This is a genomic window from Streptomyces sp. NPDC048637 (genome assembly GCF_040650675.1).
GTDB lineage: Bacteria > Actinomycetota > Actinomycetes > Streptomycetales > Streptomycetaceae > Streptomyces.
Map to the genome: position 1 here is coordinate 185,442 of NZ_JBEZHQ010000010.1, position 17,930 is coordinate 203,371.

General features: G+C 70.0%; 20 protein-coding genes. 8 read left to right on the top strand and 12 right to left on the bottom strand.

Features of this window, described 5'->3' with window-relative positions:
• Positions 1–5 precede the first annotated feature (5 nt).
• Positions 6–1,382: a sensor histidine kinase gene (locus tag AB0C46_RS16155; RefSeq protein ID WP_362828437.1), complete on the bottom strand. Its 1,377-nt coding sequence runs from the start codon at positions 1,380–1,382 to the stop codon at positions 6–8.
• A gap of 251 nt (positions 1,383–1,633) precedes the next feature.
• Here AB0C46_RS16155 and AB0C46_RS16160 point away from each other — a divergent pair, with 251 nt between their 5' ends.
• Both AB0C46_RS16160 and AB0C46_RS16165 read left to right on the top strand, forming a co-directional pair.
• Positions 1,634–2,188, top strand: coding sequence for a hypothetical protein (locus AB0C46_RS16160; RefSeq protein ID WP_362828438.1), 555 nt, complete (start codon positions 1,634–1,636; stop codon positions 2,186–2,188).
• A 256-nt stretch (positions 2,189–2,444) separates the two neighbouring features.
• The gene (locus AB0C46_RS16165; RefSeq protein ID WP_362828439.1) at positions 2,445–4,322 is read left to right on the top strand and encodes a sulfatase; all 1,878 of its coding nucleotides are present in this window, start codon (positions 2,445–2,447) and stop codon (positions 4,320–4,322) included.
• Positions 4,323–4,369: 47 nt separating this feature from the next.
• On the opposite strand, the gene AB0C46_RS16170 is transcribed toward AB0C46_RS16165, so the two are convergent.
• Positions 4,370–4,525, bottom strand: coding sequence for a hypothetical protein (locus AB0C46_RS16170; protein ID WP_362828440.1), 156 nt, complete (start codon positions 4,523–4,525; stop codon positions 4,370–4,372).
• A gap of 590 nt (positions 4,526–5,115) precedes the next feature.
• Here AB0C46_RS16170 and AB0C46_RS16175 point away from each other — a divergent pair.
• The 4 genes from AB0C46_RS16175 (at position 5,116) to AB0C46_RS16190 (ending at position 7,760) form a co-directional block, all read left to right on the top strand.
• A complete protein-coding gene (locus AB0C46_RS16175) occupies positions 5,116–5,256 on the top strand; it encodes a lasso RiPP family leader peptide-containing protein (RefSeq protein ID WP_362828441.1) in 141 nt (46 codons plus the stop codon).
• A gap of 239 nt (positions 5,257–5,495) precedes the next feature.
• On the top strand, positions 5,496–7,106 hold the full coding sequence (locus AB0C46_RS16180; RefSeq protein WP_362828442.1) for an asparagine synthase-related protein: 1,611 nt from the start codon (positions 5,496–5,498) through the stop codon (positions 7,104–7,106).
• A complete protein-coding gene (locus AB0C46_RS16185) occupies positions 7,084–7,341 on the top strand; it encodes a lasso peptide biosynthesis PqqD family chaperone (protein ID WP_362828443.1) in 258 nt (85 codons plus the stop codon). The genes AB0C46_RS16180 and AB0C46_RS16185 overlap by 23 nt, the downstream gene beginning before the upstream one ends.
• The gene (locus AB0C46_RS16190) at positions 7,338–7,760 is read left to right on the top strand and encodes a lasso peptide biosynthesis B2 protein (protein WP_362828444.1); all 423 of its coding nucleotides are present in this window, start codon (positions 7,338–7,340) and stop codon (positions 7,758–7,760) included. The genes AB0C46_RS16185 and AB0C46_RS16190 overlap by 4 nt, the downstream gene beginning before the upstream one ends.
• 147 nt (positions 7,761–7,907) lie before the next feature.
• Here AB0C46_RS16190 and AB0C46_RS16195 read toward each other — a convergent pair whose 3' ends face one another.
• Positions 7,908–8,645 carry an SDR family oxidoreductase gene (locus tag AB0C46_RS16195; protein WP_362828445.1) on the bottom strand — a complete coding sequence of 246 codons (738 nt, stop codon included), beginning with the start codon at positions 8,643–8,645 and terminating at the stop codon, positions 7,908–7,910.
• A 219-nt stretch (positions 8,646–8,864) separates the two neighbouring features.
• Here AB0C46_RS16195 and AB0C46_RS16200 point away from each other — a divergent pair, with 219 nt between their 5' ends.
• The gene (locus AB0C46_RS16200) at positions 8,865–9,680 is read left to right on the top strand and encodes a helix-turn-helix transcriptional regulator (protein ID WP_362828446.1); all 816 of its coding nucleotides are present in this window, start codon (positions 8,865–8,867) and stop codon (positions 9,678–9,680) included.
• Between the two features lie 159 nt (positions 9,681–9,839).
• Here AB0C46_RS16200 and AB0C46_RS16205 read toward each other — a convergent pair whose 3' ends face one another.
• The 4 genes from AB0C46_RS16205 to AB0C46_RS16220 are packed head-to-tail and all read right to left on the bottom strand — an operon-like array spanning position 9,840 to position 13,001.
• Positions 9,840–11,366, bottom strand: a complete 1,527-nt coding sequence (locus AB0C46_RS16205; protein ID WP_362828447.1) for a DUF3592 domain-containing protein — start codon at positions 11,364–11,366, stop codon at positions 9,840–9,842.
• Complete coding sequence (locus tag AB0C46_RS16210) at positions 11,363–12,457, bottom strand: WXG100 family type VII secretion target (protein WP_362828448.1); 1,095 nt, start codon at positions 12,455–12,457, stop codon at positions 11,363–11,365. Before AB0C46_RS16210 ends, AB0C46_RS16205 begins: the two co-directional genes overlap by 4 nt.
• A complete protein-coding gene (locus AB0C46_RS16215) occupies positions 12,457–12,783 on the bottom strand; it encodes a hypothetical protein (RefSeq protein ID WP_362828449.1) in 327 nt (108 codons plus the stop codon). Before AB0C46_RS16215 ends, AB0C46_RS16210 begins: the two co-directional genes overlap by 1 nt.
• 8 nt (positions 12,784–12,791) lie before the next feature.
• Positions 12,792–13,001 carry a hypothetical protein gene (locus tag AB0C46_RS16220; protein ID WP_362828450.1) on the bottom strand — a complete coding sequence of 70 codons (210 nt, stop codon included), beginning with the start codon at positions 12,999–13,001 and terminating at the stop codon, positions 12,792–12,794.
• Between the two features lie 234 nt (positions 13,002–13,235).
• On the opposite strand from AB0C46_RS16220, the gene AB0C46_RS16225 reads away from it, so the two are divergent.
• Positions 13,236–13,460, top strand: a complete 225-nt coding sequence (locus AB0C46_RS16225) for a cold shock domain-containing protein (RefSeq protein WP_362828451.1) — start codon at positions 13,236–13,238, stop codon at positions 13,458–13,460.
• A 277-nt stretch (positions 13,461–13,737) separates the two neighbouring features.
• On the opposite strand, the gene mgt is transcribed toward AB0C46_RS16225, so the two are convergent.
• The 5 genes from mgt to AB0C46_RS16250 form a co-directional block, all read right to left on the bottom strand.
• Positions 13,738–14,949: a macrolide-inactivating glycosyltransferase gene (mgt, locus tag AB0C46_RS16230; protein WP_362828452.1), complete on the bottom strand. Its 1,212-nt coding sequence runs from the start codon at positions 14,947–14,949 to the stop codon at positions 13,738–13,740.
• A 204-nt stretch (positions 14,950–15,153) separates the two neighbouring features.
• Positions 15,154–15,426, bottom strand: coding sequence for a hypothetical protein (locus tag AB0C46_RS16235; protein ID WP_362828453.1), 273 nt, complete (start codon positions 15,424–15,426; stop codon positions 15,154–15,156).
• Positions 15,423–15,776 (bottom strand): DUF6247 family protein, encoded by a 354-nt coding sequence (locus AB0C46_RS16240; RefSeq protein WP_362828495.1) that lies wholly within the window; start codon positions 15,774–15,776, stop codon positions 15,423–15,425. Before AB0C46_RS16240 ends, AB0C46_RS16235 begins: the two co-directional genes overlap by 4 nt.
• Before the next feature lie 130 nt (positions 15,777–15,906).
• Complete coding sequence (msrA, locus tag AB0C46_RS16245) at positions 15,907–16,620, bottom strand: peptide-methionine (S)-S-oxide reductase MsrA (protein ID WP_362828454.1); 714 nt, start codon at positions 16,618–16,620, stop codon at positions 15,907–15,909.
• 87 nt (positions 16,621–16,707) lie between these two features.
• Complete coding sequence (locus AB0C46_RS16250; RefSeq protein WP_362828455.1) at positions 16,708–17,868, bottom strand: hypothetical protein; 1,161 nt, start codon at positions 17,866–17,868, stop codon at positions 16,708–16,710.
• Positions 17,869–17,930: the final 62 nt, after the last annotated feature.

Genomic DNA, 17,930 nt, shown 5'->3' on the forward strand with positions numbered 1-17,930 from the left:
CTCCGTCATCCGCTGCCTCCGTCATCCGCCGCCTCCGTCAACCGTCCCGCCGCTTCGGGCCGCGGTGCCGACGGCCCGTCCGGCCGTCCCGCCGCCCCGTCCAAGGGCACCTTCACCTCGAAGGCGGTGCCCGTTCCCGGCTCGCTCACCACGCGCATCGCCCCACCGATCTCCGCCACCCGGGCCGCCATCCCCCGCAGCCCGAAACCGCCGTCCTCGTCCCCGCTGCCGGGCGGCCCGTCCTGACCGCTCTCCGTCCTGCCGCCCTCCGTCCTGCCGCCCTCCGCTCTGCCGCCCTCCGTCCTGCCGCGCTCCGCCTCCGCCGTGTCGAACCCCTTGCCGTCATCGGTGACCCGGAGCCCGACCTGCCCCTCGCCGTAGCGCAGCACCAGGTCCACCGTGCGGGCGTCGGCGTGCTTGCGCACATTGGCGCCGGCTTCCTGCGCGGCCCGCAGCAGTACGACATTGACGGCCATCGGCAGCGGACGCTCGTCCCCCTCGACGGCGAACCGCGCCAGCAGCCCGGTCTGCGCGGCCAGGCCGTCCGCCTGCCGCCGCAGCGCCTGCGCCAGGGAACTCTCCTGCAGCGAGGCGGGCGTCCGGTCGGCGACAAAGGCACGGGCCTCCGCCAGGCTCTCCTTGGCCATCCGCCCGACCAGCGCGAGGTGCTTCCGGGCGACGGCGGGGGCGCTCTCCACCTCCGCATCGGCGACCTGCACCAGGCTGATGATGCCGGTCAGGCTCTGCGCCAGGGTGTCGTGGATCTCCCGCGCGAGCCGCTCGCGCTCGGCGGAGATCCCGGCCTGGTGCGACAGCCGGGCCACCTGCTCGCGGTTCCGCCGCAGCTCCTCGATCAGTTCGGCGTGCTCCTTGTTCTGCCGTACCACCCGCTTGATCCACAGCCCGAGGAGCACGGACAGGGCGATCCCCAGCAGCGACGACAGCAGCACGAACAGCATCAGCGGGGCCGTGGCGCCGCCCCGCAGCCACAGCATCGTCACGGGGACGAGATTGCCGAGTACACCGGCCACGACGGCCGGCCGGGTCGCCAGGCTCATCATCAGCATCGGGACGATCGCGAACAGCGCGAACGCGCTGGTCAGATCGACCGCGGTGGCGAGCCCGAACAGCCCGAACAGCCCGCTGGCGAAGACCCCGTTGCGCCGGTCACTCTCATGACGGAGCATCAACGGCCGTCCGATGCCCGCGTACCAGGGCACGATCAGCGTCAGCGCGCCGATGGCGATCAGCCGCCCGGTCTGCGGCACGGCGGAGGTGAAGACCAGCCCCGTGGTGACCAGGTAGCAGATCACGAAGTAGCTGTCCCACAGCCCGAACCAACGCACCCGTGCCTCGGGTGCGCGCCGCGCCTCACGCGTCACCGTGTCCCCCTGAATCCGAACGGCCCCGCACCGGGGCGCAGGTGCCGCCGTGCCACCGCGGCACAGTCCTATCACCTTCCCCTTACGCCTTCCGCCGCGCTGTCCACCGACCGGTGGACAGCCGAATCCACCGGCCGGTCGTACCCCCGTAACAGTGCGCCGCCATAACGTCGTTGACGGCGGTGAACGGACAGCGCAGAAACCGCCGGAGCAACAGACCTCGCAGCATTGCGGAAAGGCCCCGGATTTCCATGAATCACCTGAGTCAGTTCGTCATTGCGCTGATTGCCAGCGCCTCCATTCTCACCATCATTCTGGCGACCGACCTGGGCCGCCGCCGGGTCACCAATATGCGCATGCTGCGCTCCGTGATCGCGGTCGCCGTCATTATCGCGCTCTTCGTGCATTCCTTCCCGACCTCGGGCAACGCCCCGTCGTTCCAGCTCATCGGCGTCGGAGTGGGCGTGATCTGCGGTCTGATCGCCGGCGCCCTGCTCCCCGCCCACCGCGGCACCGACGGGCAGATCTACACCACCGGCGGATTCGGATACGCCCTCGTCTGGATCGTCCTCTCCAGCGCCCGCGTTCTTTTCGCCTACGGTGCCGAGCACTGGTTTGCCGAGGGCCTGATCCGCTTCAGCATCGAAAATGAACTCAGTGGTCCGGACGTCTATGCAAATGCCTTTGTCTTCATGTCACTTGCCATGGTGATCACCCGCACTGCGGTGCTGGTGGCCAAGCGTCGCCGTATTCGCCTTTCGCCCGCCGAACCGGCCCGGACGGACGAGCAGCCGGCCGCGGTCTGACGGCCGCCCGCACCGCGGGCCACCCGCACCTGTCCGCCGTACCTGTCCGCCGTACCTGTCCGCGCGGCTCGGCTGCGCGCCGCCGCTCGATCGCCGGGCGGCGGTTGCGCGGTGCCGGCTCCGCCGGTTCGCGGGCGAGCCTGATGCGGTGACGATTGAACGGGAGCCGCCGTGCGGCCGTATAGATGACGGCGGCCGAATCCCCGATTCCGGTCCGCCGTGCCACCACCGCGCCTCGCACGGAAGGACCTTCGGGTTGCCGCACTCCACGCGCTTTCGCCAGCCGCCGAACACGAAGAAGGCAACCACGACGGAGGCCCCGCCGCCGGACGGCCCTCCGGACGGCCCTCCGGACGGCCCTCCGGACGGCCCTCCGGAGGAGACGCCGGAGGAGACGCCGGACGATGCCGCCTCCGACCCCCCGGCCGACCCCGCCTCCGACCCCCCGGCCGACCCCGTCGCGGGCGGCGGCTGGCGGGACCGGCACCCGGCCGTGGCGCGGACCGTGGCATCGGCGGTCACGGTCCTGGCCGCCGTGCTAGTGCTCTGCGCGCTGCTGCTGCCGAACCAGCTCACCCGCCTCACACCCGGTGAGTTCCTGCGCATCCCGGTGGAGGGGATCTTCGGTGCGGCCCTGCTGCTGCTCCTGCCGCCGAAGGGGCGGCGGGTGGCGGCCGTGGTCGCCGGGGTGGGCCTCGGCCTGCGGACCCTCCTCAACTGCCTCGACATGGGCTTCTACTCGGTGCTCGCCCGGCCCTTCGACCCGGTGCTCGACTGGATCCTGTTCGACGACGCCGAGTCGTTCCTCAAGGACTCGATAGGCCAGGCGGGCGCGACCGCTGCCGTGATCGGCGTCGTGGTCCTCGTCCTCGCCCTGCTCGTCCTGATGACGCTGGCGGTCGTCCGGCTCAGCCGCCTCATGGTCCGCCACAGCGCCGTGGCGACCCGTACCACCCTCGTGCTCGGGACCGTCTGGATCACCTGCGCGGCGCTCGGCGTGCAGCTCGCCGGTGTGCCGGTCGCTTCCACGAACACGGCCGACCTCGTCCAGGACAGCGCGCAGCGACTGCGGGTGAGCCTGGCCGACCAGCAGGTGTTCGCCAAGGAGGCGGGCGTCGACGCCTTCCGCGACACCCCGCCCGACCAGCTGCTGACCGGGCTGCGCGGCAAGGACGTCATCTTCACCTTCATCGAGAGCTACGGCCGCAGCGCGATCGCGGATCCGGCGATGGCGTCGCAGGTCGACGCGGTGCTCAAGGACGGGACCAAGCGGCTGCGCAAGGCCGGGTTCGCCTCCCGGAGCGCCTGGCTCACCTCACCGACGGCGGGCGGTGGCAGCTGGCTGGCCCACTCCACCTTCATGTCCGGCCTGTGGATCAAGAACCAGCAGCGCTACCGCACCGTCACCTCCAGCGACCGGATGACCCTCACCGACGCGTTCAAGCGCTCTCAGGCCTGGCGGACGGCCGGCATCATGCCGGGCGTCACCCGCTCCTGGCCGGAGGGCAAGTTCTACGGCCTCGACCACGTCTACGACACCCATCATCTCGGCTACAAGGGACCGCAGTTCAGCTGGTCGCGGGTGCCCGACCAATACAGTCTGTCGGCCTTTGAACGCCTGGAGCACGGCAAGCCGCACCCCAAGCCGCTGATGTCGGAGATCATCCTCGTCTCCAGCCACAACCCCTGGGCGCCCATCCCCAAGATGATCGGCTGGGACGAACTGGGCGACGGCTCGGTCTACCACGGCATCAAGAAGGCGGGTAAGGACCCCAAGGAGGTGTGGAAGGACCCCGCGCAGGTGCGGACCGAGTACCGCCGCGCCATCGAGTACTCGCTGCACAGCCTCATCTCGTACATGGAGAAGTACGGCAACAAGAACACCGTGCTCGTCTTCCTCGGCGACCACCAGCCCGTCCCGACCGTCACCGGCGAGAACGCGAGCCGGGACGTGCCGGTCGCACTCGTCGCCCACGACCCCGACGTGCTGGACCGGATCTCCGGCTGGGGCTGGCAGAAGGGCCTGAAGCCCGGCCCGAAGACCCCGGTCTGGCGTATGGACACCTTCCGCGACCGCTTTCTGACCGCCTACGGCCCCCGGCCGGGCGCGACCCCGCCCCGGCCGGACCACTGACCGCCGGGGCGGCCCACTGACCGGACCACGGGCGCGAAGGAGGGCCGCTACCTGCCCCGGACCGGCTGAAGGCGCTGCATGCGATCCAGGTCATCGGCGATCAGAGCGTCGTGCGTGATGCTGAAGTCGCCGTTGACCATCGTGCCGCCGTAGTGCTCGCCCACGACCGTCCCGGGGAGAAACGCACGCAACTGGTGGCGCATGCCCCGCGGATACTCAACGGGTTCGCCCCAGCCCTCCGGAGCCTGATCGGTGGAGAGCAGCACATGCGCGCGGCGGGCAGATGCAGCAGCATCGCGTTCGGCCCGTCAGCGAGATTGACGGAGGTGTTCTGATACCCGAGGACATGAATCAAGCCGTGCACGGGATGGTGCAACCGCCCGCCATACAGAGTCGTGCCCGAGAATTCGGCCCGGTCCATCGAGATACACATGGACGAGAGCGTCCCATGCCGGGGCCGGGGCCCTTTTTCCGGACTGGGCAAGCCGCCCTGGAAGGGAAGGCAGCGAGCCCGCCGCCCTCCGCTCCTGTCAGGCCGGCGGCCGCCGGCCGCCGGCCGCAGGTAGCAGGTAGCAGGTAGCAGGTAGCCGATCGCCGATCGCCCCGCCCCCCCCGGCCCCCCTCGCCCGTCGGCACGCAGGTGGGAAGGAGAGGCTCGGCGTTGCGCTGAAAGGCTGAGAGCGGCGCCTGACCGGCATCGTCATGGCCGTCCCGGCTCAGGGTGCGTATGCGGCTTATCGCTGATCTACTGCTATTAGGGCGCAATATGCCCCAAACCCTAGGAGATGGTCTCATGACGTATGAGATTCCGCAGGAAACGGATGTCCCTGCGGTTTACGAACCACCGGTGTTGGTGGAGGCCGGCGACTTCGCCGAGAAGACGCAAGGCCACGGTGGTGAAAGCACGGAAGGCTACGGCACCTACCGGCCGTGATGAGCGCCTGCCATGAGTGCTGGTTCGTGGTCTTCCCGGACTGCGAGCCAGCATCGGAAGTGGCCGCGCGGTTGAGGGGGCGCGCCTGCCGAATGGTCCGGCATGACTCCGGGTGGCCGTGGATCATCGGATGCTGGCCGCCAAGTGCCCTTGTCGCAGCCTCTTGCGGGCCGGCGCGGCTCGCGATGGCCGGCACGTTCTCCCTGACGGAAGACGACCTCGTCCGACGCCTGAGGGCAGTGCGCTCGACTGCGGACATCGAGGCGGCGATGTCCGGCGTTCCGGGCAGCTTCCACCTGATGGCGTCCTTGGGTGACGAGGTATACGCGCGCGGTAGTTTCTCCGAAGCCAGACGCCTGTTCTGGGCTTCTGCCGACGGGGCGACGGTGGCTGCGGACCGTGCGCGAACACTGGCCTGGCTGACCGGAAGCAGTATCGACCTGGAACATCTCGCGCTCCGCCTGGCCCACCCTGATGTGCCCCACCCCCTGGCAAGCGGAGCCCTCTGGCGAGGAGTCCACGGAGTCCCGGGCGCCGAAGCAGTGCTGTTCGACGGCCGCGGGCAGCTCCGCACCAGACGCTGGTGGGACGAACCACCCGGCGAACTCCCCCTGGCCGTCGGCGCACCGGCGGTGCGGCAGGCCCTCGTGAACGCCGTCGGCGTGCGGGCACGCCCCGGACAGGTGCTCGGGGCCGACCTGTCCGGCGGCATGGACTCCACCTCGCTCTGTTTCCTTGCCGCCCGCGCCGGGGCCTCGTTGGTCACGGCCACCTTGGAGTGGGCAGCGACGGGCAACGAGGACGCTGCGTACGCGGACCGGGCAGCCGCCCAACTGCCCGGCATCCAGCGGCTGGTGTACGGCCCTGCGGACCTCCCCGCCTGCTTCACCGGCCTCGCCCATCCGCACGAACCGGGCGATGAGCCCACGGCGTTGCTCCGCGACCGCGCGCAACAGCAGCACATCGCCGACGCCATGCGGGCCGCCGGCGCCGAGCTGCGCCTTACCGGACACGGCGGAGACCACGTGGTGGAGGCGCCGGACCAGTACCTTCACCGCCTGCTGCGCCGGCACCCCCTGCACGGACTACGGCACGCCGCCGGCCAGCGAGCCAGGCACCACTGGGACTTGCGGTCCGCTGCGCGCACAGTGATGGACACCGGCTCGTACCGGACCTGGCTCACCGGCACTGCCGACGCACTGAAGCGGCCCGTCGCCCCGGCGTCGGCACCCACCGGCTGGGGTGCGCCGATGGCGCTCCCGCCATGGGCCGGTGCGCTCGCCGTCGAACAGGCCGCCGACCTGCTGCGGCAGGAAGCCCGCACCGCAGAGCCCCTTGCCCACGAGCGCGGGCAGCATGCCTGGATCCACCAGGCGCAGACAGCGGGGCGGCTGGCCGGACACCTCTTTTCCTCGGCGCCTGGAGGGCTTCGGGCCGCCTCGCCCTTCTGCGACGACGCGGTCATCAACGCCTGCCTCGCCGTCTCCGCGTCCGCCACCAAGAGCCCGTGGAGATATAAGCCGTTGCTGGCCGAGGCCATGCGCGGCCTGGTACCCGAACCCATCCTGGCGCGCACCTCCAAGGACCATTCCGCCACGGAGTGGTATGCGGGCCTCGCGCTCCACCAGGCCGACCTGGCGCGCTGGGCCGCCGACTCCCGCCTCGTCGCCTGCGGTCTGGCCGACGAGCCGGAGCTCAGGCGTGCCTTCCTCAGTCCTCGCACGCTGGACCGGGGAGCGCACGCGCTGGAAGCCACCCTGGCAGCGGAAGCCTGGTTGTGTGATCTCGAATCCTGTCCCACCCCCACCTATCTGAGGGAGCACGCGGATGAGCCTGCGGATGCGCGCTGATGTCGCCCTCTGCGAGACGGACGACGCCCTGGTCCTGCTGGACGAGCGCACCGGGCGCTACTTCCAGCTCAATCGCACCGGCGCGATCATCCTCAAAGAACTGATCGCCGGGGCCGACGTCGAGCAGGTCGCAAGGAACCTGGCGCGAACCTGTCCGGTGACGCTGGAGGAGGCGTCCCACGACGTCGAGCGTCTCCTCGACGAGCTCACCGCCGCGTCTTTGGTGGTCTCGTGAGCCAAGTCCTGGAAAAGGGCGGCCGGCCGGAGCTGAGACGCCGGCTCCTGGCCCGCGCTGCCGTGATGACGGCATTCCTGCTGGCGACATTGCCACCCCGCCGCATCCGTGCCGTATTGCGCCTCGTCCGGTGGCGCGCGAAACCGACCACCTATGACCAAGCGCTGGCCGCCCGCAGTGACGTGGTGGCGGTCAATGCGCGCTGCGCCGGAAGCTATTGCCTGCAACGGTCCCTGGCCACCACCCTGTTGTGCCGCGCCAGAGGCACTTGGCCCGCATGGATTGTCGGCGTGCGCACCCCGCCCTTCGCCGCCCACGCCTGGGTGGAAGTCGACGGACACCCGGTAGGAGAGCCGGTGGAAAGCTCGACGTACCGCGCCATTCTTGCGGTTCGGCCGATGACGCGACGTGGACGCTGACGAAGGCGCGGCGCTGACAATGACGCGACGTTGACGAAGGCGCGGCGCTGACGATGACGCGACGTTGACGAAGGCGCGGCGCTGACGATGACGCGACGCTGACGAAGACGAGACGCTGACGAAGCGGACGCGACCCGGGCCCGCAGCTCAGCTCTGAGCGGTGGGACGGACAACGATCTCGCTCACGTCGACCGTGGCGGGCTGTTCGATGGCGAACGCGATGGCGCGGGCGATCGCGTCGGGCGGAATGGCGAGGTCATCCCGCATCCTCGTCATCTCCGCTCTGACCCGGCTGTTGGTGGACGCCTCGGCGAAGCCGGTGGCAGTCGCACCGGGCGAGACGGTGGTCACCCGCAGGGAGTCCCCGGCCTCCTGACGCAGCCCTTCGCACAGCGCCCGGACCGCGAACTTGGTGGCGGCATAGACCGCCAAGGTGGGGACGACGCGGAAGGCGGCCGTGGAGGCGGTGGTGACGAAGTGCCCGCTGCCCTGTGCGCGGAAGACCGGCAGAGCGGCGGCGATGCCGTGCAACACGCCCTTCACATTGACGTCGACCATGTGGTCCCACTCCTCGACGCGCAGATCATCGAGCGGCGAGATCGTGCCGACCCCGGCGTTGCTGACCATGACGTCGAGCCGGCCGAAGCGCTCTGCGGCCAGCGCGACCAGGGCCTGCAGATCGTCCCGCCGGGTCACATCGGTGCGGATCTGCACGGCCGTGCCCCCCGCCTTCTCGATCCGGGCCACCAGCTCCGCCAGCCGCTCGGACCGGCGCGCGCCGAGAACGAGTCGCGCACCGCGCTCGGCGAGCAGCAGCGCGGTCGCCTCGCCGATTCCGCTGCCGGCTCCCGTGATCGCCACCACTTTGCCCTTGATTCCGGACATGAGGATTTCCTTTCTCTTCTCCGCACCGGGACCTGGGGCCGGGGGGAGCGGCTCGTGGACGAGCGAGTGCCGGAGCCGTTGCCCACCGGGCGCCCGGGTGCCGACCTGACCCCTTGAGGCCGTCGGCACGGTCTCGGCCTGTGCTCGCTGACAAGTCTCCAGTCTCCAGGAGTATTAACCTGGTATCCAGAATGCATTTATTCTGGAACTGGGAGTGCTATGCCACGGCAGCCGGACCAACGCCGTCAGCTGGGTGCGTTCCTGCGCAGCCGGCGGGAGCGCCTCACTCCGGACGAGGTCGGCCTGCCGCAGACCGGCCGCCGCCGGACGCCGGGGCTCCGCCGGGAGGAACTGGCACTGCTGGCCGGGATCAGTGCCACCTGGTACACGTATCTGGAGCAGGGGCGGGAGATCCGCGCCTCCGAACAGGTGCTGACCGCGCTGGCCGAGGCGCTGCGGCTCGACCGGCACGAGCGCGCCCATCTGCTCCAGCTCGCCGGTCACCCGGCCGCGGCCGACCCCGAGGAACACGAGCCGCTCAAGGACGCGGTGGCAGTCGTGCCGTCGCTGCTCCAGCCGAACCCGGCGTACATCATCGGCGGCAACTACGACGTGCTCAGTCACAACCGGGCGGCCGACGAACTGTTCCCGCGGCTCATCGACCACGCGGCGGAGCGGTCGGCCAACTTCGTCCGCTGGGTGTTTCTCGAACCGGTGGCCCGCGACGTCGTGGTCGACTGGGAACCCGAGGCACGCGGCCTGCTCGCGCGCCTCCGGACACAGGCCGGACGCCATCCCGATGACCCGCGCTACACCCGGCTGATCGACGAGTTGAACGAGGGCAGCCCGGAAGCGCGGGCCTGGTGGCGCCAGTACGAGGTGCAGGCCCGGCACAGCGGACGCAAACGGCTACGGCACCCGGGACGCGGACCGGTCGAGTACGCCTACACCGCATTCCACCTGGCCGAACAGCCGGACCAGACGCTGGTGGTCTACGTCGCAACGGCAGCCGGGCAGCCCTCGCCCGAGCGCTGAGCGCTGAGCGTTGAGCGCTCGGGCGCAACGACCGTGTACGAACGGGCCAGGGGAGGAGAGGCCGTCACGCGGGGATACGCCGGGGGCGCTTGATGCCTCGCGCCGCGCCCCCGTCCGTCCCGCCTGTCCCGCCTATCCCGTCTGTCCCGCCTATCCCGTCTATCGCGCCTTCGCCGAGGAGGACGAGCCGTCTCCGCCTGAGCTGTTGGGCGCTGTCGCCCGCCAGGCCGTCGACAGCTCATCCGCCGCCACCGCGCCGAGCAGGCACAGCACGCCGGCGGCCGCTGCCCACCAACGCCCGCCGCCCAGCGAGGTCGTGGCCAGCAACCCCGCCAGGACAAGGGCGACGGCTGCGGCGATCATCGCGCCGCGCCCGACGCGCAGCGGCCAGCCGGCCCGGGGGTCCCAGACCCGTACGTCCCGCTGAACGTCGACCGGAGCGCCGGCCTCACCGGGAGTCCCCGACCCACCGGGAGCCCCGGCCCCACCGGGAGTCCTGGCTGCGTTCTCCACGGCCGGCTGCTCGGCCTCCGCGAGTACCACCTGGCCGTGCAGCACCCAGCCGGAATCGCCGACCAGTACGGCAGGCCCCAGCTGCTGACCGGCCTTCCGCCGCGCCCGCCAGCACAGCCACAGCGGTTCCGCGCCCAGCTGCTCGGCGTATCCGTCGGTGTCCCCGTACAGGACGAAGCGCATTTCCCCGTCGTCCGTCGCGATCACCAGCTGATCCAGCTTCGTCGATGCTTCCTTACGGCCGGACTTCTCCGTACGGGGAGCGAGCTGGGAGACCCCATCTCCCGTGCACCGTCCGCGTACCGCACGGTCGCGCTCCCTCCAGCGCGTGAGCGTGCCGAACCCACCGGAGTACCGGATCTGCAGTCCGCTCAGGAACCCGGCGCCCAGGAGCCAGATGACGAGCAGGGCCGCCCTCGCTCCCGGGGCGAGCGCTGCTCCGTCCAGCGCCGACCGCAGGGGTTCAGACCGTCCCTGGACGGCGCCCAGGCCGGGCTTCGACGGTGCGTACAGGACCGTCACCCGGGAGCCGGGGCGCAGCGGTTCCGGCGTATGCGTGGACACCGTGGCCGGGACAGTGTCGCCCGTCCTCGCATCGGGGAGGGCGACCACCGAGGTGGCGGTGTAATAGTCGTGTCCACGGCTCGGGTTGTGCCGCTCGCTGTTCCGTACGCTCGTCACCCGTACGTCCTGGATGACTCCGCCCGCCGCGGCGATCCCATCGACCGGAGCCGGCCGCTCGGCATCCCCCGCGGCCAGTGCCACGAACCCCAGAAGCGCGGTCGTGCAGCAGAACACCGCAGCGGCGCCCCGCAGTTGCGCGGGCCGCCGGGTGGGGAGCCGGGCGGGGAGGGCAGGCGGACCGGAGGCGTGCGGTGCGTCGCCGGGCACCGGCCGCAGCTCGGCAAAGGTGTCCGCGCCGCCCCGGCGTCCGGTGCCGCGCTGCCGGAGCGCCACCGCGGCCAGAGCGCCGAGCACCACGGCCAGGCATGCCACGATGCTCCACTGCCGCGCCTGCTCATCGGCGCAGAACATCCAGATCGCCGGTACGGCCACGATCGCCGGGCACCCCACTGCCGCGATCACCGCGGCCGCCCGGCGGGTTGCCCGTCCCGCGCGCACCATGCCTTCCACCGGCGTCCCCGTGCTCGCCGTCCCTTCGTCCGCCGTCATCCGAAGACATCCTCGATCCGGTCCGTACCCGACGTTCCCAGGCCGTCCGTGCGCTTCTTCGCCTCGGCCTGGGCCTTATCCGAGGACCCGGAAACGTTTTCGACGCCGTCCTTGGCGTCGTTCCCCGCCGGACCACCGAAAACCGGTACGGCTGAATTCATGGCGACATCCTGCGCGAGATCGCGCCCGGCATGGGTCGGCCGGATATCGAAGGCCCGCTGGAAACTGACGCCTTCGGCGGCTCCACCACCGGCGGCCGCGCCGGTGACGGCAGTGATCGCGGAAGACGCCGGATCGAATTCCTTCTCCTTGTCGAAAGCGGCATCCAGAGCATCACCGGTGACGCCGCCCGCGGCGCCCCCCGCGGCGCCGGTCACAAACGTCTTGCCCACGCGATTTCCCATCAGGTTTTCCGCGACCTTGCCGGCGCCGGTGCCCAATGTGGCGCCGCCGAGTCCACCCAGGGCGTTCGTCCGCCATTCGGGACCCTTGCCGCTCAGCACGCTGGTCGCCACACCGCCTGCCGTGCCTCCGGCCCAGTTGGCGAGCGCGTCGAGAACGATCTTCCCTTTTCGGCCCGCGTAGAGCGTACGGAAGACCGAGGCCACCCGCTGGAGCAGCACGCCCAAACGGCCGGCAGCGGCAACCGCCCTCGATGCCAGCTGTGCGACCCGGGCGGCGCCGGCTGCCGTGGAGAGGCCGAAGCTGAAGAGGGACGTCGCGGCGGACACGGCTACCGAAATGCCGATTTCCGCATAGATGCCATGGATCTCATCGTTGATCTCTTCGATGCTCTTCGCGGCCTCATCCAGCCCCTTTGCGCACTCCTCGAACTCGCCAGTCGTATCGTCGATCGCCGACTTGAGCTGCTTCCAGTGGTTCTGGAATGCCTCGGCCGCCGGCCCGCGCCAGGTCTCCCCGACGGTCCCCTTCACCTCGCGGTCGAGCTTGGAGAACATCTCCTCCGCTTCGTGCGCCAGCGACCGCCACCCCGCAGCCGCCGCCCTCAGCACATCAGGCCTGCCGCCGGGATTGATCGCCTCGATGCCGACCTCGAAGACCTTTTCGGCCACCGACTCGTCGTCACTCATCAGTGGCCTCCCTTATGGCCGAAGAGAGCCGAGACGTCCGCATCGTTGGTCTCCGTGTTGCGCGTGACCTGCCCCAGCGCGGCGCCTATTTCATCCAAATGGCGATGGACCTTCTCCATTGCCGAGGTCACGTCTTTCGAATAGTCGACGTATGAAGACGTGACCTCCTCGGATTCGGTGAGCACACCGAATCCGTCGCTGATTGCTTCCTCTCCGGTTTTCTGAGAGAAAGTTTTCAAATGGCTTTGCAGGTCGTAGGCATGCGTTTCGAAACTTTTTGCCAGCTTCCGCAGTGCCGCGGAGTCGACAAATACCTCGTCGGACACGCTATGCCTCACGCTTCGTTGATGAAATCTCCGGCCGGCCGGTTTTCTGGCCCATAACAGGCGCTAAGAGTAGAGGCAAGGCTCAGGCGCCGCAAGGCTGGAATCATTCCCCGGATCGAATGCTTCGCATTATGCGGAGAATTCAACGTCTGGGCGAATTGTCGGCTTGATCTGCCGCGCGGCGGGCTGCTCGGCACATACTGCTGAGTATTGATCACCCAGCGTCCCTCCTTTCTTGATCATTACCGCGCCCGAAGGGGAATGCCATGGCGGCTGACCCATGAAATCCGGCAGCCGCAGTCGATGTCCCGAATACGGCGATGCCCGGCCAACTCCCACTACTTTGCTGGTAGGTGACGCAGTGAATGCTGGCCGAAGAAGGTGCTGACGTAGGCGCGGACAGGCGCGGAAAGGGGAAGACAGGGGCAGGCAGGGCCCGTAGGGTTTCGCCCATGGTGACTGCGACTGTCCGCGAATGGCGCGACGAGGAAGGGTGGGGTGTGCTCGACTCCCCGGAGACACCCGGGGGCTGCTTCGGCCACTTCTCCGACATCCAGATGACTGACTTCCGCACCCTGTCGCCCGGCCAGCAAGTCGACCTCACGTGGGAGGCTCCCGGCTTCAAGCAGGATGGGTACGACTACCGCGCAGTGACCATCGTGCCTCGCTCCGCCTGACATCAACGCCTGACGTCAACACCTGACATCAACGGCAGCGCGCACGCCCACGGTCGCCCGCAGCCCGCAGCCCGCAGCCCGCAGCCCGCAGCCCGCAGTGCCCTCGGGCCTCTACCGTCGCATGCAGCGGCGCCCGGTTGATCGAACTCCTGAAGTGGGCGTGACGAGCTCGAACTGCCCAGCGACCACATAGCCAGTTCTCGCATGTCTCCAGGTTGGTACGCATCCCGCAGCACCCCGCCGGTTTCTTGGCGAGGTACTGCTTACTGCTGGTGCCTTATTGAGCGGGCAATTCGGCCTCGATGAGGTCGGCCGCGCGCCGGGTGCCGCCCTCGGTGGCCATCTCGCGCTGGATGGCCGTGAGGCGGCGTCCCACTTCCGGGTCGGCGACGAGCGCGAGCACCGCTGCGCGGAGGGTGTCGGCGTCCGCCTGGTCCATCGGGAGGTGGCGGGCCACGCCGAGTCCCTGGAGCATGTCCGCGTTGCCGAACTGGTCGACGGCCTGCGGGACGGCCACCATGGGAGTGGCGGTGGCCAGGCCCTCCTGGCTGCCTCCTGCGCCGGCGTGCGTAATGAAGGCATCGGCCTTGCTCAGGATCGCCAACTGCGGTACCCAGTGGCGGACTTCGACGTTCCCAGGGACCGCCCCGAGCTCGTCGGCGGTGACGTGCTTGCCCACCTGGAGCACGACGTGCCAGCCCGGCAGGTCGCCGAACGCCTTGATGCACTCGCGGTAGAAACCGGGCTGCTTGGTGAAGGACGAGCCGAGTGAGACGAGCAGCACCCGTTCGGCGTCCGCGGGCCGCTCCCACTCGCCCTGCGCCGCGCGGTCGCCCTGGCAGGCGCCGACGAAAGTGTGGACGTTCTCGTCGACCCGGTCGGCATGCGGCTGCAGCGCCTTGGGGATGAGCGCAATCGACCGGCCGGGGCGGCCGACGAACGGGTCGGGGTGCTGCGTGATCCCGTTCTCCGCAAGCCAGTTGGTGAACTTCTCGTAGTATGCCCTGCCGCGCTCGGTCGCCCTGGGCTCCGCCCACATCGGCTCGGCGACCTCCTCCTCGTATCCCTCCCAGGCGACGAGGTTCGGCGAGAGGGAGATCGCGGGCACGCCCCAGCGGTGAGCGAGGACGCGTGCCGGGTACGAGGTGATGTCGTGCAGCACGAGGTCCGGCTCGTCGCCTTGATACGCCTCGATGAGCTGCGGCAGTGCCTGGATCGCGTCGTCCAGGAACGGCTCGACGTCGTCGAGGAGTGTGGTCCCCCACGCCGACGGGTCGCTGTCGGGTGACGGCAGCGTCGTGCGGTACAGGACCGGCTCGGCACCGGTCTCGGCGATCTCCTCCTCCAGGCGGGGAGGAATCGCGTACGTGACACGGTGCCCTCGGGCGACGAGCTCCCGGATCACTTCGATGCTCGGGTTCACGTGCCCATGGGCGGCGATGGAGAACATGGCGATATGGGCACGCTTGTCGTGCCTTTGGTTCGTCATGCCTCCACGCTAAGCGAGACGAAACGTATCGTTCAACTTCTTTTTGGGCCACTACTCGGTGGAGCGTCAGCCACTGGCGGGGCGCGCAGGCTGCCTGTTGGGGGAGACTCGCTGCGGGTGCTGCGGGCACTTAGCTTGCCCCTGTCCCTACGGGTCTTGCGTGCCAAGTAATCCCAGGCACGCAAGGTGCTTCAGTGCTGACGGCTACAGCGCGTCGAACGGTGGCACGATGCGGACGATGATGATCAGCGGGGCACGCGGTGCCACGAGGAAGTAGAACCAGCCGCCGGCGGCGTCCATGCGGCGCAGGCCTCCCGGCCGGGGGCCATTGCCGAAATCGCTGACGTCGATGCCCGTCCTTGCAAGGTCTACGAGCTGGCCGGCCAGACGTTCCACTTCCGCCACCACGTGACCGGGGATGCCGCCCGCCACATGGTGGTGGTCGGGGTCGTACTCCCAGCGCCAGTCAGCGCTCACCGGGCCGAGAGGCCGATGGCGGCGTGGGCTTCGTCCAGGATCCGGCCGATCTCGGAGGCGGCCTGCCGTGCCTCGGCCGCGTCGCCCGATTCGGCGGCGTTCTCCCATCGGCGGAGGTCTGCTGCCGCGTCGGGCTGACGCTGGATGTGGACATAGGCAGCCCACTGAGCGATGAACCGCTGGAGCGGTGCCAGGTCGGAGCCCTGCCGCGACTGGTCGGCCGCTTGGTCCAACTCCCGTGTGAAGGCCGGCAGCGCTGCGGGCGCGATCTGACTGATCGCCTGCCGCAGTGCGGCAACTGTGGCAGGGGGCTGAGGAATGAGTGGCTGCCCAGCGGCGGAGGTGGTCATGGCTACTCCCATGGGCGTGATTCTGATCCCGTGCGTCAGCGTATCCGGCACGAGTGCTCTCCCTCCGCTCGAACGAGTGAGGGAGAGGCAGTGTGGCTACCCGCGCCTGGACCGGCTTGGTGGGAGCGTTCTACCGCTCCGTGACGTCCGGCGCCGGCGCGATCCCCGTCGGGCAAGACCTGCCCCAGTTCGTCTCCGACGGGGCGCTCAGCTTGACCCCCGTCCCCCCGATCCCGCAGTACCCCGCCGGGTTCTTGTCCAAGTACTGCTGGTGATAGGCCTCCGCCGGGTAGAAGGGCCGGCCGGTGGCGGGGAGGATTTCGGTGGTGATGTCGTTGTGGCCGGCGTTGTGCAGGACGGTGCGGTAGGCGTCGCGGGAGGCTTCGGCGGCCTGTTGCTGGGCGGGGGAGTGGGTGTAGATCGCGGAGCGGTACTGGGTGCCGGCGTCGTTGCCCTGGCGGAAGCCCTGGGTGGGGTCGTGGGACTCCCAGAAGAGCTTCAGGAGGGATGTGTAGGGGACGACTGCGGGGTCGTAGACGACGCGGACGGCCTCGGTGTGGCCGGTGTGGCCGCTGCAGACCTCTTCGTAGGTGGGGTTGGGGGTGTGGCCGCCCTGGTAGCCGACGAGGGTGGTCCAGACGCCCTCGGTCTGCCAGAACTTCCGCTCGGCGCCCCAGAAGCAGCCCAGGCCGAAGTCGGCGGTCTCCAGGCCTTCGGGGTACGGGCCGAGCAGCGGGTTGCCGAGGACGGTGTGGCGGTCGGGGACGGCGAAAGCCCGCTCGGGGCGGCCTTCGAGCGCCTCCTCCGGGGTGGGGAGGTGGTTCTTGAAGCGGGAGAACAGCATGCGGATCAGTCTCCTGGGGAGGGCGAGCGGACCTGAGGGTGCACTGTCGGCAACGTCGGGGAGCCGGGAGGCATTCCGGCCGCGGGATCAGCTCCCGGGGGGCGGAAAGCCCGCGGACGTCCCGCCGAGCTGTTCCCAGCCGGCGATGGCCAGGGCGCGGTAGGCGGCGTACTCGGCGGCGGGGCTGCGGCCGTAGGACCAGGGGACGGCGCCCACGTGGCCGTCGACGAGGCGGAGCTGTTCCATGGCCTCGGCGTAGCGCTCGGCGCGTACCAGGAACCAGACCAGGAGATGGCGGACGTGCGGTGCCATGGGGTGGTCGGCGGGCGCCTCGCGGAGCGCGAAGTGGGCGCCCTCGATCGCGCGCTCGACGACCGCGCTCTGGTAGAGGCTGCGGACCATGTTGGCCTCGGGGAGGTGCTCGTAGACCGCGAAGAGGGGGAGGGCCGGGAGCAGGGTCCCCTTGGGGGCGGCGGCCGCCGCGCGCTCGGCGAAGGCCTCGGCCTGCTCACGGGAGCCGTGCCACTTCTGGGACCAGTAGGGGAGGGCGGCGAGATGCGCGCCCATGTGCTGCGGGGCGCGCTGGGCGGCCTTGGACCAGAGTTCCTCGTAGTCGGCGGGGCGGTCGTGCAGGCCGCGGGCGATCGCCAGCTCGGTGATGTACGGGACGGGGCTGCCGGGGGCCAGCAGCGCCGCTTCCCGGCAGACCGTACGGGCCTCTTCCAAAATCATGCGGAAGTCCTGGGAGCCCGGGTCGCGCAGTGCCTGGACGACGAGGAACTGGGCGTGTGTCTGGGCGCCGCCGGGGTCCTTGGGGGCCTCCGAACGCCAGGTGCGCAGCCAGATCCCGCCGGTCCGCCCGCCGTCGCCGTACCCGGGGGCCGTACCGCGCCGCTGCTGCTCCGACGCCTCCTCCGCGGCCAGCTCGAAGGCGGCGGCACCGGCCAGTGTCTGCACCCGCTGCCAGCGGCGCTCCCCGTCGTCGCCGGTGGACTTCAGCAGTTCGGCGGCCGGGCGCCAGTCGTGCGTCCGGCGCATCTCGGCGAGCGCGTCGGCCAGTTCCTGGTCCGGACCGGGCAGGCGTACGTCGAGCTCCTCCAGCGGCACGAAGCCGTAGCCGGCCATCGGGTCGGAGGCCACCACCAGGCCCTGCCGGGTGTGCTGCACGGCCCGGCGACGTCGCATCCAGGGCAGGAAGACGAGGCCGCCGAGCGCGAGCGCGGCGAAGAGAAGCAGCAGAGCGTCCATGAGAGGTGTCCTGTACCTGAAATTCTTGTAACGGCTGCCTGGGGGCCGGAGCGGGGCGGAGA

What these genes read in the sequence shown, in the direction of transcription:
- AB0C46_RS16225 (WP_362828451.1), top strand. Translation starts at nt 13,236, where the DNA reads ATGGTGACTGCGACTGTCCGCGAATGGCGCGACGAGGAAGGGTGGGGT.
- AB0C46_RS16185 (WP_362828443.1), top strand. Translation starts at nt 7,084, where the DNA reads ATGAGCCTGCGGATGCGCGCTGATGTCGCCCTCTGCGAGACGGACGAC.
- mgt (WP_362828452.1), bottom strand. Translation starts at nt 14,949, where the DNA reads ATGACGAACCAAAGGCACGACAAGCGTGCCCATATCGCCATGTTCTCC.
- AB0C46_RS16160 (WP_362828438.1), top strand. Translation starts at nt 1,634, where the DNA reads ATGAATCACCTGAGTCAGTTCGTCATTGCGCTGATTGCCAGCGCCTCC.
- AB0C46_RS16170 (WP_362828440.1), bottom strand. Translation starts at nt 4,525, where the DNA reads ATGCGCCACCAGTTGCGTGCGTTTCTCCCCGGGACGGTCGTGGGCGAG.
- AB0C46_RS16205 (WP_362828447.1), bottom strand. Translation starts at nt 11,366, where the DNA reads ATGACGGCGGACGAAGGGACGGCGAGCACGGGGACGCCGGTGGAAGGC.
- AB0C46_RS16240 (WP_362828495.1), bottom strand. Translation starts at nt 15,776, where the DNA reads ATGACCACCTCCGCCGCTGGGCAGCCACTCATTCCTCAGCCCCCTGCC.
- msrA (WP_362828454.1), bottom strand. Translation starts at nt 16,620, where the DNA reads ATGCTGTTCTCCCGCTTCAAGAACCACCTCCCCACCCCGGAGGAGGCG.
- AB0C46_RS16250 (WP_362828455.1), bottom strand. Translation starts at nt 17,868, where the DNA reads ATGGACGCTCTGCTGCTTCTCTTCGCCGCGCTCGCGCTCGGCGGCCTC.
- AB0C46_RS16210 (WP_362828448.1), bottom strand. Translation starts at nt 12,457, where the DNA reads ATGAGTGACGACGAGTCGGTGGCCGAAAAGGTCTTCGAGGTCGGCATC.
- AB0C46_RS16200 (WP_362828446.1), top strand. Translation starts at nt 8,865, where the DNA reads ATGCCACGGCAGCCGGACCAACGCCGTCAGCTGGGTGCGTTCCTGCGC.
- AB0C46_RS16175 (WP_362828441.1), top strand. Translation starts at nt 5,116, where the DNA reads ATGACGTATGAGATTCCGCAGGAAACGGATGTCCCTGCGGTTTACGAA.
- AB0C46_RS16195 (WP_362828445.1), bottom strand. Translation starts at nt 8,645, where the DNA reads ATGTCCGGAATCAAGGGCAAAGTGGTGGCGATCACGGGAGCCGGCAGC.